The following is a 13,810-nucleotide window of genomic DNA, read 5'->3' on the forward strand; positions in this document are numbered from 1 at the left end:
ATATAGAATACTTGTTTTTAGTCGTATTTTTGTATAAAATTTCAGAAGAATGGACTTAAAATTCTTTAAAAAATCGAAAAGCACATTAATTTTTTTACTTGTTTTTTCAGCAATAGCACTTCCTGTTTTTTATCATTTAGTAAAAGTAGATAAGAAATTACCAATTTATAATCCAGTTGATATAAATCCGAAGTTAGTAGACGCCTCTGTTAGAAATAAATCTAAAAATCATACAGTTGGAGATTTTTCTTTAATAAATCAAAATGGAGAAACAATTACTCAAGAGAATTATAAAAATAAAATTTATGTAGCTGATTTCTTTTTTACCCGTTGCCAAACTATTTGTATAATAATGGCTTTAAATATGACTGAATTACAAAGTCATTTTAAAGATGATAAAGAAGTCTTGTTTTTATCACATTCGGTAACACCAGTTATGGACAGTGTTCCTGTTTTAAGAGCGTATGCTAATAAAAAAGGGGTTATTGATGGGAAGTGGAATGTAACTACAGGAGAAAAAAAAGAAATTTATAACTTAGCTCGTAAACATTACTTTGCTGTATTAGATGAAGGTAATGGTGATGAGAATGACTGGGTTCATACCGAGAATTTTGTGTTAATAGATAAGGAACGTCGTATTCGTGGTATTTATGATGGTACCAAGAAAGAGAATATGCAAAAAATTATTAACGATATCAGCTTACTAAAAGAAGAGTATAAAAAATAGATTGTTATTTTTTATTCCCTTCTTCATCAAAATTCTTATTAATTTCTTGTTCTGTTTTTATTACAGAAACTGCTAACGATAATAACATAATAGCCATAGGTTGCCAGCTTATTTTAGCATTAATAGAAACAAGTAACAAAGAAGCTATTAAAGAAATAGTGGCATATATTAAAAATTGTTTGGTAAAAAAGGCATTAGCAAAATTCCAAACAGCTTCATTTTTCATTGTTTTATTAGTACGGTACCCATAAAAAGAATTTATCTTTTTAGGAGGAAAAAAATAAAAGACAATACTAAATATAAATAGTAATCCATTAATTGATAATACGTAGTAGTAAGGATTCATGTATTAGTTTTTTATAGATGAAATTATATTTTTCAAAAATACATTAATATCTGCGTTTTTAGTCAATCCCATTCTAACAATTACTAATTCTTGATCAGGTAAAATAAATACATTTTGTCCTTTATATCCGTTAAAAGAATACATGTTTGTAGGAGCATCAGGATATCTTTTAGCTGTGTTTAACCATATTTGAGCACCGTAACCACCTTCTTTTTTTATATTAGAGGTAGGTGTTGGTGTGGTTGCATAGGTAACCCAATCCTTATCAAATAAATTTTTACCATTCCAATGCCCATTATGTAAATACAATAATCCAAATTTAGCCCAATCTCTTGGGGTAGCCCAAGCATAAGAAGAACCAATATAATTCCCTCTCATGTCAGCTTCTAAAATCATAGAATTCATTCCTATTTTATCAATTAAAGCACTATACCAAAAATCTAAATATTCTTGATGTGAAGAAAATTGACTACGTAAAATACCAGATAGTAAATTTGTGGTTCCAGAGGAGTAATTCCAAGTTTCATTTGGTTTACCAACTAATGGTTTGTTTATTTGGGTTTTAGTAACATCTTTTTCTAAAAATAACATTTTTGTTACATCAGAAATTGTATTGTAATCTTCCAACCATTCTAATCCTGAATTCATTTGAAGCAGGTTATGTATGGTTATGTTTTTACGATCATCATTTTGCCATTCTTTTATAGGAGCTTTATCCATGACATTAATTCCACCTTTACATTGTAAAATTCCAAACAAGGTTGAGGTTATACTTTTTGTCATAGACCAACCCAATAACTTTGAATCTTTAGTAAAACCTTTATCGTATTTTTCTGAAATAATTTTATCCTTGTAAAGAACAACTACAGCTCTAGTTTTATTGGTTTCATTAAATATAGAGCTAACAGTATTATGTAGCTTATTGTAGTCAATATTTGCAAAAACCGAATCCTTTTGAGGTGCGTTTCCATAAGGGTATGGAGTTAAGTTATCTGAAGTTTCTCTATTAGGTGTTAAATACGGTGCAGAGGTGTCAAAATCGTCAGTAATTAAAACAGCTCCTAACCCTTTTCTGTATATAGCTTTTCTTTTTAATAAGCCAAAAGCAGAACCTGTTGCTGATTTTTCTTCTAAATTAATTTTATCTGAAGTTAAATTAATTGGAGAAAAATTATTGTCTGTACTATCAGTAAAAGCTAAATTTCGGCCTGCAACAAAAACTGAAGAAGCGGTGTTTTTTGCTGAATACCCTGCTAATATGTTTAACTTAGAGTAATTATAAAAAACTACAGCTATTACTATAACTAAAATAATAAGAAGTATTCTTTTTAGGAGTTTCATTATCAATGTTTTTTAGCAAATGTAATAATTTAATTGATTGTTCTCATTTTTAAAAACCAAGTATTACCTTTGTTTTAAATTAGATGATAATATGTTTAGTATAGAAAAAATTCGAGCAGATTTTCCTATTCTTAATCGTGAGGTTCATGGAAAGCCATTAGTATATTTTGACAATGGTGCTACTTCACAAACTCCACAAATAGTTATAGATGCAATTGTTGATTATTATTCTAATTACAATGCAAATATTCATAGAGGAGTTCATACTTTAAGTCAAGAAGCTACTGATAAGTATGAAGAGGCACGTCTTAAAATTCAAAAGCACTTTAATGCTAAACATTCTTATGAGATAATTTTAACAGCTGGAACAACACATAGTGTAAATATTGTTGCATCTGGATTTGCTTCATTACTAAAAGAAGGAGATGAAATAATTGTTTCATCTTTAGAGCATCACTCTAATATTGTTCCGTGGCAAATGCTATGTGAAAAAACAGGAGCAGTTTTAAAAGTAATCCCTATGGCTGAAGATGGTTCATTAGAAATGGAAGCTTATCATGAGCTATTAAATTCTAAAACAAAATTGGTGTTTTGTAATCATGTTTCTAATGCTTTGGGTACCATTAATCCAATTAAAGAAATGATTCATGCCGCTCATAAATTTGGTGCTTATGTTTTGATTGATGGTGCACAAGCTTGTCCTCATATTAGGCCAGATGTTCAAGAGTTGGATGTTGATTTTTATGTAGCTTCTGCTCATAAAATGTGTGGACCTACTGGTGTTGGACTTTTGTATGGAAAAGAAGAGCTATTGAATAAATTACCACCTTATCAAGGAGGAGGAGAGATGATTGAAACAGTAACTTTTGAAAAAACCACGTATGCAGGTTTACCTCATAAATTTGAAGCAGGGACTCCAAATATTTGTGGAGGTATTGCTTTTGGAGTTGCTATAGATTATATGAATTCAATAGGTTTTGATGCCATTGCTAAACAAGAAAACGAATTGTTAGCTTATGGAACTCAAGAGTTAGAAAAAATAGATGGATTAAAAATATATGGAACTACCAATAAAGCATCTGTTATTTCATTTAATATAGAAGGAGTTCACCCGTATGATATTGGATCTATTTTGGATAAATTAGGGGTGGCAGTTAGAACTGGGCATCATTGTGCTCAACCTATAATGAATTTTTATTGTATTCCTGGAACAATAAGAGCTTCTTTCTCTTTTTACAATACAAAAGAAGAAATTGATATTTTGGTGAATGCTGTTAAAAAAGCAAAAATGATGTTGTCTTAACTAATTGATTTAGATAAGGTTTGTTTGAAATCAAAAAATGATATAAATAAAAAAGCAATGTAAATTACATTGCTTTTTTATTTTTTGTTATAAGTTTTTATTAATCTCTTGACATGAAAATTTGCAATACATACCAAAATAAAAGCATCAAAGAAGCAAATAATCCCATTGCAGCAGGAATATAATCTTCATTAGAAAATTTATGAACTAAGTTTGATGTTTGATATAATATTGAACCACCAGCTAATACACACATTCCTACAGAGAACCATAATCCAAGGTTAAATCCAAATAACATACCAGCTATCATTAAACCAATAGCAATAAAAAAGCCAATAGATAATCCTGCACTAATAAAAGAAAAATCCTTTTTTGTAATAAAAACAATAGAAGAAATACCAGCAAACAACCCTAATGTTACTATAGCCGCTTGTTTTAATAAGTCAAAATTGTTAGTATAAGAAATTGCAATATAAATAAGCGGAATAAATATAAAAGCTTGAGCAAAAGTATAACCTGCATATGCTAAATATTGTAAATTTTTATCTGTAGTTTTTAAAGCAGTACTTTCAGCATAGTTTGTAATAAGCATAAAACCACCTAATAAAAGTAACCATTTATACCCTTGAGTCATAGATAACGTAAACTCTACAATGGTAGCGTTTTGTAGTAATAAGTATTCGAATAAAACAAAAAGTAATACACCACCAGCTACATGCGCATAGGTCTTTTTGTAAAAAGCGATTCTTTCTGCTCCTGATAATTGAGATACTAATACTTTGTTGTTGAATGAATTTTCCATAAATATTTAATTTTCTGTAAAGATATTTATAAATAACTAATACTAAAAAGTTAGTTTATTATTTGTTATTTTTAATGTTTAAAATGCAACATAATTGCATTAATTTGTTTAATTTTTTAATTATTTAAGTGATTATTTGACGTTTTTTCAATCTTTTTTGATTTTAACGTTTGGTTTTATGAATTTGTTAAAAGGAGCTCAGTAGTGATATTTAAAAGGGTTCTTATACATTTTTGTTGTTAAAAAAAAGTGTTTTTATTATTAAAAAAAGATTATATCTTGCAAATCGTTAAGAAAACCCTTCTAATTTTATCTTTTCGGTAATAAGTTAACATTTCTTTAACCTTTTAGGTTTTATAGATGGTTTTTTGACAAACAGTATATAATTAATTTTAATTTATTAACATGAGAAAAATTTTTTTAACAATGGCAGTAGCAACTGCTGTTCTAATGGGGTGTCAAGATGAGTCAAAGAATGACGAAGTTTTAGGTCAAGAAGTGCCGGTTGACATGAGTGATTTCTATGTTCAAACTGATGAAGTTCAACATAGAGGGGGGAATGATCAATGTCATTCAATGAAAGTTCTAAACAGACAGCTTAAAGAAAACCCAAAGCTTTACAAAAAAATGTACGATGTTGAGTACGCTACAAGAAAGTTAATCGCTGGTAAGAAAGGTGGTAACGGTGGTGGAAATGGAAACGGCGGCGGTGGTACCGGTGGCGGTGGCGGTGGAACTACACCTGACAACTTAGGTGTTATCAATATTCCTGTTTATGTACATGTTGTGTATAGTAACTCAAACGAAAATATTAGTAATACTCAAATAGCTTCTCAAATGAGTGTGCTTAATGATGATTTTAGAAAGACTAATTCTGATGCTAGTAATACTCCTTCAGAATTTGCAGGGGTTGCTGCTGATTCAGAATTTACTTTCTCATTAGCAGGTACGTTTAGATATTCTAATTCTAGAACTTCTTGGGGAACTAATGATGCTGTAAAGTCAGCTTATCCTCCTGTAACACCAGAAACTCACTTAAATATTTGGGTATGTAATATTGGTGGTGGAATTTTAGGTTATGCACAATTTCCTGGAGGAAACTCTTCTACTGATGGTGTTGTTTGTGCACCACAATATTTTGGTACAACAGGTTATGTTTCTTCTCCATTTGATGGTGGTAGAACTATGACACATGAAGTAGGTCATTATTTAAACTTACGTCATATATGGGGAGATGGTAGATGTCGTCAAGATGATTTCGTTGCTGATACTCCTTCTTCTGATGCTCCTAACTATGGATGTCCATCATATCCAACTGTAAACTGTCGTTCAAATGATATGACAATGAACTATATGGATTATACGGATGATGCATGTATGAGTTTGTTTACAGAAGGTCAAAAATCAAGAATGAGAGCTATCTTTCAATCTGGTGGAGCTAGAGCTTCAATGATCAACTAAAAATATATAAGCGCTATGAAAATAGCGCTTTTTTTATATCCCTTCTTTAATAATTCTTATTAAGTTTCCCTCTTGTCTTAATTATTAAGTAATCATTAAAGTATTAGTGCTTTTTAAACTCTTAACTAATATTAATTAAAATTTAAAATTTTAAAAGATGAAAAAACTTATTTTATCTCTAGCAGTAGTTGCTAGTGTTTTAATTGGATGTGAAACCAATGAGCAAAACCCTATTGAAAGCGAATTTACTGAGACAACTTCATTGCAAAAAGCAGAAAAGCAATGTTTTACAATGGATGTTTTAGGTAAAAACATGAATAATGATCCTTCTTTAAAAGGTAAAATGGAAGCTGTTGAAAGTTTTACTAATGAATATGTTTCTAAAGTAAAAAAAGGTGAGTTTTCTCAAAGATTAGTAAATGGAAAAATTCAAATACCAGTGGTGTTTCACGTAATCTATAAGCGTTCTAGTGAAAACGTGTCATTGGCAGTATTGCAAGATCAAATAACAGCAATGAATGAAGATTTTAACCTTCAAAATCCAAACAGAGGATCTTTACCAGCTGAATTTGCAGGTGTTGAAGCGAATGTTGAAGTTGATTTTGTAATTGAAAGTGTAATTAGAGTTCAAAATAAAAAGAAAAGACGTTGGAGACCAGATGATTCTATGAAATTTGCTTCTTCAGGAGGTAGTGATGTAGTTAATCCACAAGAATTTTTAAATATTTGGATAGTTAATTATATGCCATATCAAACAGGTCAAATTTTAGGATATGCACAATTTCCAGGAGGTAGCTGGTCTACTGATGGAGTTGTTTTAGCTGCTCCTTTTGTTGGAAGAAACCAAAGAACAGCAACTCATGAGGTTGGACACTGGTTAAACTTACGTCATATTTGGGGCGATGGAGGATGTGGTGCTAGTGATTTTGTTGCTGATACACCAGATGCAGATGGTCCAAGTAGAGGTTGTCCTTCTTATCCTACAAATGAGTGTGGTAGTAATAATATGACAATGAATTTCATGGACTATTCTGATGATAATTGTATGTACATGTTTACGCAAGGTCAAAAAACAAGAATGGATGCAGTTTTTGCTCCAGGAGGATTTAGAGCTACTATGGCTGACTAATAAAAATATTTATTTTATTAAAAAGGTGTCTTTTTAGGCACCTTTTTTTATATTTATCACAAAATAAAAGGAACATGAAGTATTTATTAAAAATAACATCAATCATATTTTTTATGGCGATGAATAGTTTTGCACAAGAAAAAGTAAATGATTTTACTGAAATTACTTACGAAGCAAGAACAAGAGGAAGTGAGCATGTTATTAAAGTAACTCAAAATAGTGTATACTTTAAAAACAATCAAGAAACAAAAGAAGTTCCTTTATCTAAAGTAAATAGAGATAAGCTTGTTCAGATGTTAAGTGATTTATCACTTAAGAATATAAACTCATTAAAGGCACCTAGTAATAAAAGAGCTACAGATCGTGTTTTGCATGCTAATTTAGCTGTAAAAACTGGAGGAGCATCATACAAATCTTCAACATTTGATGAAGGGTATCCACCTAATGAATTAAAAAAAATAGTAAAACTGCTTTTTAGTTTGAATAAAGCAGAATAAAAAAAACCGAGCAAATTGCTCGGTTTTTTTATGATTAAAATTTTAACGTGGCTCCAAGTAAAAAGTTTGTGCCAGCTTGTGGGAAATAATATGGAGTTGTTCCCCACATGTATCCATTAGAGCTATATTCTGTATCGAAAATGTTATTAATCAATCCTGATATAACAATATTTTTGAATATAGAAGTTGTATTTATAGTATAATTAATATTCAAGTCATTCACAAAATAACCATCTAACTTTGAGTCTTTAAACTCATTGTTGCTCATAAATTGAGAGCTTACGTATTTAGATAAAAAAGCTATGTTTAAATTTTGAATAGGTTGCACATTAATAGCATTACCAGCAATAAATTCAGGAGAATATGAAATACTAGTATTCCCTAAGTTATTTAAAATTGTTCCTGTAGTTTCTTTGAAATCAACATTTCTGTTTTTACTAATTGTAAAATTAGGGGTAACGTTTAGATAATCAGTTATTTTTATAGAAGCATCAACTTCTAATCCTAAACGATAGCTTTCACCAATATTAGCTCTAATAAAAGATCCTACGTTGTCAATTTCACCAGTTAACGCTAATTGGTCAGTATACGCCATATAGTAAACATTTGTATTAACTTTAATGTTACCTGAGTTAAAACGCCATCCTAATTCATAATCATCTAACTTTTCAGGTTTTGGATTCCCATTTTCGTAATCTGTTCTGTTAGGTTCTCTTTGTGCACGTGCAAATGAAAAATATAAGCTGTTATTATCATTGAATTTAAAATTGAACCCTGCTTTAGGATTGAAAAAATTAAATGTATCGTTTACTAAGTTAGGCTGTACTCCGTTAGCTTTATAGTTCACGTTTCTGTTTTGAAGATCAACAAATAAAGATAATTGATCACTCATTTTATAAGTAGCTTTTACAAAAAGGTTAAAATCTTCTTTATTTCCATAGTTATCATAATAGCGATTTCTTATTTCACTTGATGATGCATAGCGAGCCCAAATAACTTCACCAAAATGATCTCCTTTATATTGATTCCATGCACCTCCAAAAAGAATATCTAAATAATCATTTTTGTAATTTAAATTATAGGTAATTCCGTAGAAGTCATTTCTTAACCATTTTCTTCTTACTAAATCAGTAGAGTTAATAGTTTGCCCTCCAATAGTAATAGGTGTTAGGTTATAACTTGAAAAACTTGCACCTTGCTTATATTGCTCGTAAAAACCTCTTCCAAAAGTATAATGCAACGCAATATTTGATGATAAATTTTCATTATATTTTTGATTCCAGTGTAATTGAGCATGATCTTGTTTATAATTATCAACCTCATTGTCATAATATCCTATTACATTCCAGTTAGTATCATATAAAGCACCTGCAGAATTAAAAGTTTTGTTAGTTTTTAAAGTAGCTGCATCAACACCATTCCATGATTGATATGTAATTTCATGACCTCCAAAAACAAGTCCTTTAATTAACGTATTATCATCAACATAACTTCCTTGTAAGAAATAAGATTTTAAATTTGAAGAAGCTCTATCAATAAATCCATCAGATCTAACTCTAGAAATACGTCCTGTAAACTTAACATGGTCATTTAATTTTCCAGTACCAGCTTTTGCAGTGTATTTTTGTGTGTTAAATGAACCAAATGAAGTAGCTATTTCACCATAAGCTTCATCAGAGTCACTATCAGTTAGTACGTTTAAGCTAGCACCAAATGCACCAGCACCGTTCGTTGATGTACCTACTCCTCTTTGTAATTGAATACTTTGTGTAGATGATGAAAAGTCAGGCATGTTAACCCAAAAAGTTCCTTGGCTTTCGCTATCATTATAAGGAATACCATTAATAGTAACATTTACACGTGTTGCATCTGAACCACGCACACGAATACCTGTGTAACCAATTCCAGCACCAGCATCTGAAGTAGTTACTACAGAAGGTAAGTAATTCATTAAGATAGGAATATCTTGTCCTAAATTACGTTTAGCAATCTCTTTTTTTGATAAATTAGAGTGAGTAACAGGAGCGTCTGCTTTTACACGTACTGCTGATACTAAAACTTCATCTAAAAGATCAGTGTCTGAGTTTAATTGAAAAATAAAATTTTCGTTACTTGTTAACGTAACGTTCTGTATTAATGTTTTAAAACCAACATAAGACACTTCAATAGAGTGAGTACCTTTTGCTAATTTTAATTTAAAACCACCTTCAAAATCAGTAATTGTTCCTTTTTTGATAGATTTTACAACAACAGTTGCTCCTTCTAAGCCCTTTTGTTTACTATCAACTACTTTACCTGATAAAATAAAAGATTGTGCATTTGCAGTTAAGGTTGCAAATAATACCATTAAAAAAGCTACTCTCTTCACTTGTTTAATAAAAGACATCGGTCTCATTTTTTTGTTAAAATAAAATGGAATAAAAAGAGGTAATTATTCTATGGTTTGTTATTGAATAATTAGTTGCCATTTTATAACATTGATGAAGTGTAATTTTCTTTACCAATAATTAGTATCGTAATTTTTTAATTACTTGTTTATGACATTCATTTTCCTAAACAGCATTACCTGTTCTAGGTTCAATGGGTATGATCTCAGCCTAATTTTAATTTTTAAGGCACCCCTTTATGAGAACGGCACAAATGTATGACGGATTTTTGAATTAGAAATGATTAAAAAGAATTATTAGGTCAAGATTTAATTTGATACTTTAGTAGTCGTAATCTATTTTTATTTATGAATAAACCATTTAAAATAAACGTTAATGAATTATATGATTTTAACTTTAATGAGAATGAAATAAACTCATTAGATATTGTTGAAAAATCAAATAAAAGTTATCACGTTATAGAGAATAATCAAACTTTTGAAGCAGCGCTTCTTAAGAGTGATTTTAATAAGAAAAAGTACTCAATTCAAATTAATGGAAATGTGTACGAAATAAAAGTTTCTGATGAGTTAGATATATTAATTAATGAGTTAGGAATGGAAGCCTCTTTAGAAAAGAAAGAGAATGATGTTAAGGCTCCAATGCCAGGACTTATTGTTTCTATTGATGTAGTTGTAGGCCAGGAAGTAAAAGAAAATGAAGGTATTTTGGTACTTGAAGCTATGAAAATGGAAAATACATTATTAGCTCCACGAGACGGGATTATTAAATCGATAGACATTAAAGTTGGAGATAAAGTAGAAAAAAATACAGTTTTAATTGAAATGGAAGCGTAAAATGAGGAAGATATTAGTTGCAAATAGAGGTGAAATTGCGTTAAGAGTAATGCGTTCAGCTAAAAAAATGGGAATTAAAACTGTAGCTGTTTTTTCAGAAGCAGATAGAAAATCACCACATGTTAAGTTTGCTGATGAAGCAGTTTGTATAGGACCAGCACCCTCTAATGAATCGTATTTGTTAGGAGATAAAATTATTGCAGTTGCTAAAGAATTAGGTGTAGATGGAATTCATCCTGGATATGGTTTTTTAAGCGAAAATGCCGCATTTGGCGAGGCTGTAGCAGCAAGTGGAATTACTTTTATTGGTCCAAAATCAAAAGCTATAAAAGTAATGGGTAGTAAGTTAGCAGCTAAGGAAGCTGTAAAAGCATATAATATTCCTATGGTACCAGGAATAGATGAAGCCGTTACCGATGTGTCTTATGCTGAAAAAGTAGCAAATGAAATAGGGTATCCAATTCTTATTAAAGCGTCTGCTGGAGGAGGAGGAAAAGGGATGCGTGTTGTTGAAAAACAAGCAGATATTAAAGAGCAAATGGAACGTGCAATATCTGAGGCAGTATCTTCTTTTGGTGATGGTTCAGTTTTTATTGAGAAATATGTGGGCTCTCCACGCCATATTGAAATACAAGTACTCGCAGATAGTCATGGGAATGTAGTACACTTATTTGAACGTGAATGTTCAGTTCAAAGACGTCATCAAAAAGTAGTTGAAGAAGCTCCTTCTAGTGTATTAACACCAGAAATTCGTCAAAAAATGGGAGATGCTGCAATAAAGGTAGCGAAGGCATGTGATTATTTAGGAGCTGGTACCGTTGAATTTTTGTTAGATGAAAACAAGAATTTCTATTTTTTAGAGATGAATACTCGTTTGCAAGTAGAGCATCCAGTAACAGAAATGATAACTGGAGTAGATTTGGTAGAAGAGCAAATAAAAATAGCTAGAGGAGAAGCACTGTCGTTTACTCAAGAAGATTTAAAAATTAAAGGACATGCATTGGAATTACGTATTTATGCAGAAGATCCGTTAGAAGGATTTAGTCCAAGTATTGGAATTTTGGAAAAGTATCAAGCACCAGTTGGAAAAAACATTCGTGTAGATGATGGTTTTGAAGAGGGTATGGAAATTCCTATTTATTATGACCCTATGATTTCAAAATTAATTACTTATGGTGAAACCCGTGAAGGAGCCATTGAGTTAATGAAAGAAGCCATTGTTAACTATAAAATAAAAGGAATAAAAACTACATTACCTTTTGGTAAGTTTGTTTGTGAGCATGATGCTTTTATTTCAGGTAATTTTGACACACATTTTGTGAAAAAGTTTTATACACCTGAAAGTTTAGAAAAAAACTTCAAGATTGAGGCTAAAATTGCAGCTAAAATAGCATTACAACAATATTTAAAAGAACAACAAATTTTAAAAGTACCAACTCGTGAAATCTAAAATAGAACAATTACAAGAAAAAATAGCAGAAGCAAAGTTAGGAGGAGGTCAAAAAAGAATCGCCCGTCAGCATCAAAAAGGAAAGCTTACTGCACGAGAACGAATACATTATTTATTAGATGAAGGTTCTTTTGAAGAAGTAGGTATTTTAGTAACACACCGAACTAAAGATTTTGGAATGGAAGATCAAAAGTTTTATGGAGATGGTGTAGTTACTGGATATGGTACAGTAAATGGACGTTTAATATATGTTTTTGCACAAGATTTTACTGTTTTTGGAGGGTCATTATCTGAAACTCATGCTGAAAAAATATGTAAAATAATGGATTTAGCTGTGAAAATAGGAGCTCCTTTAATCGGGTTAAATGATTCAGGAGGCGCACGTATTCAAGAAGGAGTTCGCTCATTAGGAGGATATGCAGATATTTTTTACAGAAACGTACAAGCTTCAGGAGTAATTCCTCAAATTTCAGCTATTATGGGACCCTGCGCAGGAGGAGCGGTTTATTCACCAGCGATGACTGATTTTACTGTTATGGTAGAGAATTCTAGTTACATGTTTGTTACAGGACCTAATGTTGTTAAAACTGTAACGAACGAAGAAGTAACGTCTGAAGAGTTGGGTGGAGCAAGTGCTCATTCAACAAAATCAGGAGTAACTCATTTAACAGCTGTTAATGATGTACAATGTTTAGAAGATGTCAAAACATTGTTGAGTTATATGCCACAAAACAATCAAGAAACGACTCAGAAAATTCCTTTTACGCTAGGAGATGAGTTTAGAGAAGAATTAGCGAGTATAGTTCCTGAGAATGCAAATAAACCGTATGATATGAAAGCGGTTATTAATGGAATTGCAGATGCTGACTCTTTTTTTGAAATACATAAAGATTATGCTGAAAATATTGTAGTTGGTTTTGCTCGTTTAGGTGGTAGAAGTATCGGAATTGTTGCAAATCAACCAATGAGTTTAGCTGGATGTTTAGATGTTAATAGTTCTAAAAAAGCAGCTCGATTTACGCGTTTTTGTGATTGTTTTAATATTCCTTTATTAGTGTTGGTTGATGTACCTGGGTTTTTACCAGGAACAGATCAAGAATGGAACGCAATTATTACAAACGGAGCAAAATTATTATATGCTTTAAGTGAAGCTACTGTTCCAAGAATTAGTGTGATTACTCGTAAGGCTTATGGAGGAGCTTATGATGTAATGAACTCTAAACATATTGGAGCTGATATGAATTTTGCTTGGCCTGCTGCTGAAATTGCTGTAATGGGAGCTAAAGGAGCAAGTGAAATTATCTTTAAAAAAGAAATTTCAGAAGCTGAAGATAAAGAAGCTAAATTGTTAGAGAAGGAAGCAGAATATGCTGAGTTATTCGCAAATCCTTATACAGCTGCTGAACGTGGATTTGTAGATGAAGTTATATTACCTGAAGAAACAAGAAGAAAGTTAATAAAAGCTTTTGCAATGTTAGAAGGTAAAAAAGTGGAAAGACCCAAAAGAAAACACGGGAATATTCCTTTGTAA

12 protein-coding genes and 1 riboswitch are annotated in these 13,810 nt (G+C 31.0%); of the genes, 8 read left to right on the forward strand and 4 right to left on the reverse strand.

What is annotated here, in order from left to right; all coding sequences use genetic code 11:
* Positions 1–49 precede the first annotated feature (49 nt).
* Entirely contained in the window at positions 50–727 is a 678-nt protein-coding gene (locus BLV71_RS07195; protein ID WP_093869887.1) for an SCO family protein, read from the forward strand.
* Between the two features lie 4 nt (positions 728–731).
* On the opposite strand, the gene BLV71_RS07200 is transcribed toward BLV71_RS07195, so the two are convergent.
* Together BLV71_RS07200 and BLV71_RS07205 are read right to left on the reverse strand one after the other, a co-directional pair.
* Positions 732–1,073: an SdpI family protein gene (locus BLV71_RS07200; RefSeq protein WP_093869888.1), complete on the reverse strand. Its 342-nt coding sequence runs from the start codon at positions 1,071–1,073 to the stop codon at positions 732–734.
* A 3-nt stretch (positions 1,074–1,076) separates the two neighbouring features.
* Positions 1,077–2,414, reverse strand: coding sequence for a serine hydrolase domain-containing protein (locus BLV71_RS07205; RefSeq protein ID WP_093869889.1), 1,338 nt, complete (start codon positions 2,412–2,414; stop codon positions 1,077–1,079).
* Between the two features lie 91 nt (positions 2,415–2,505).
* Between BLV71_RS07205 and BLV71_RS07210 the strand changes: the two genes are divergently transcribed.
* Positions 2,506–3,717 carry an aminotransferase class V-fold PLP-dependent enzyme gene (locus tag BLV71_RS07210; protein WP_093869890.1) on the forward strand — a complete coding sequence of 404 codons (1,212 nt, stop codon included), beginning with the start codon at positions 2,506–2,508 and terminating at the stop codon, positions 3,715–3,717.
* Positions 3,718–3,817: 100 nt separating this feature from the next.
* Here the strand turns inward: BLV71_RS07210 and BLV71_RS07215 are convergent, their stop codons facing one another.
* Complete coding sequence (locus BLV71_RS07215) at positions 3,818–4,519, reverse strand: Bax inhibitor-1/YccA family protein (RefSeq protein ID WP_093869891.1); 702 nt, start codon at positions 4,517–4,519, stop codon at positions 3,818–3,820.
* A gap of 405 nt (positions 4,520–4,924) precedes the next feature.
* Here BLV71_RS07215 and BLV71_RS07220 point away from each other — a divergent pair, with 405 nt between their 5' ends.
* The 3 genes from BLV71_RS07220 to BLV71_RS07230 all read left to right on the forward strand — a co-directional run bounded on the left by BLV71_RS07220 (position 4,925) and on the right by BLV71_RS07230 (position 7,606).
* Complete coding sequence (locus tag BLV71_RS07220; RefSeq protein ID WP_093869892.1) at positions 4,925–5,980, forward strand: zinc metalloprotease; 1,056 nt, start codon at positions 4,925–4,927, stop codon at positions 5,978–5,980.
* A 157-nt stretch (positions 5,981–6,137) separates the two neighbouring features.
* On the forward strand, positions 6,138–7,109 hold the full coding sequence (locus BLV71_RS07225; protein WP_093869893.1) for a zinc metalloprotease: 972 nt from the start codon (positions 6,138–6,140) through the stop codon (positions 7,107–7,109).
* 74 nt (positions 7,110–7,183) lie between these two features.
* On the forward strand, positions 7,184–7,606 hold the full coding sequence (locus BLV71_RS07230) for a hypothetical protein (RefSeq protein WP_093869894.1): 423 nt from the start codon (positions 7,184–7,186) through the stop codon (positions 7,604–7,606).
* Positions 7,607–7,640: 34 nt separating this feature from the next.
* Here the strand turns inward: BLV71_RS07230 and BLV71_RS07235 are convergent, their stop codons facing one another.
* On the reverse strand, positions 7,641–9,992 hold the full coding sequence (locus tag BLV71_RS07235; protein ID WP_093869895.1) for a TonB-dependent receptor: 2,352 nt from the start codon (positions 9,990–9,992) through the stop codon (positions 7,641–7,643).
* A gap of 146 nt (positions 9,993–10,138) precedes the next feature.
* A riboswitch (TPP riboswitch) is annotated at positions 10,139–10,240 on the reverse strand.
* Between the two features lie 100 nt (positions 10,241–10,340).
* Between BLV71_RS07235 and BLV71_RS07240 the strand changes: the two genes are divergently transcribed.
* The 3 genes from BLV71_RS07240 to BLV71_RS07250 are packed head-to-tail and all read left to right on the forward strand — an operon-like array spanning position 10,341 to position 13,810.
* Positions 10,341–10,829 carry an acyl-CoA carboxylase biotin carboxyl carrier protein subunit gene (locus BLV71_RS07240; RefSeq protein ID WP_093869896.1) on the forward strand — a complete coding sequence of 163 codons (489 nt, stop codon included), beginning with the start codon at positions 10,341–10,343 and terminating at the stop codon, positions 10,827–10,829.
* Position 10,830: 1 nt separating this feature from the next.
* Entirely contained in the window at positions 10,831–12,279 is a 1,449-nt protein-coding gene (gene accC, locus BLV71_RS07245) for an acetyl-CoA carboxylase biotin carboxylase subunit (RefSeq protein ID WP_093869897.1), read from the forward strand.
* On the forward strand, positions 12,269–13,810 hold the full coding sequence (locus tag BLV71_RS07250; protein ID WP_093869898.1) for an acyl-CoA carboxylase subunit beta: 1,542 nt from the start codon (positions 12,269–12,271) through the stop codon (positions 13,808–13,810). The genes accC and BLV71_RS07250 overlap by 11 nt, the downstream gene beginning before the upstream one ends.

Origin of the sequence: Tenacibaculum sp. MAR_2010_89, from assembly GCF_900105985.1 — a bacterium.
In the GTDB taxonomy this organism is placed as follows: Bacteria; Bacteroidota; Bacteroidia; order Flavobacteriales; family Flavobacteriaceae; genus Polaribacter; species Polaribacter halocynthiae.

Bases quoted from the DNA above. Each gene is read 5' to 3' on its own strand.
- BLV71_RS07195 (WP_093869887.1), top strand. From the start codon at position 50: ATGGACTTAAAATTCTTTAAAAAATCGAAAAGCACATTAATTTTTTTA.
- BLV71_RS07200 (WP_093869888.1), bottom strand. From the start codon at position 1,073: ATGAATCCTTACTACTACGTATTATCAATTAATGGATTACTATTTATA.
- BLV71_RS07205 (WP_093869889.1), bottom strand. From the start codon at position 2,414: ATGAAACTCCTAAAAAGAATACTTCTTATTATTTTAGTTATAGTAATA.
- BLV71_RS07210 (WP_093869890.1), top strand. From the start codon at position 2,506: ATGTTTAGTATAGAAAAAATTCGAGCAGATTTTCCTATTCTTAATCGT.
- BLV71_RS07215 (WP_093869891.1), bottom strand. From the start codon at position 4,519: ATGGAAAATTCATTCAACAACAAAGTATTAGTATCTCAATTATCAGGA.
- BLV71_RS07220 (WP_093869892.1), top strand. From the start codon at position 4,925: ATGAGAAAAATTTTTTTAACAATGGCAGTAGCAACTGCTGTTCTAATG.
- BLV71_RS07225 (WP_093869893.1), top strand. From the start codon at position 6,138: ATGAAAAAACTTATTTTATCTCTAGCAGTAGTTGCTAGTGTTTTAATT.
- BLV71_RS07230 (WP_093869894.1), top strand. From the start codon at position 7,184: ATGAAGTATTTATTAAAAATAACATCAATCATATTTTTTATGGCGATG.
- BLV71_RS07235 (WP_093869895.1), bottom strand. From the start codon at position 9,992: ATGTCTTTTATTAAACAAGTGAAGAGAGTAGCTTTTTTAATGGTATTA.
- BLV71_RS07240 (WP_093869896.1), top strand. From the start codon at position 10,341: ATGAATAAACCATTTAAAATAAACGTTAATGAATTATATGATTTTAAC.
- accC (WP_093869897.1), top strand. From the start codon at position 10,831: ATGAGGAAGATATTAGTTGCAAATAGAGGTGAAATTGCGTTAAGAGTA.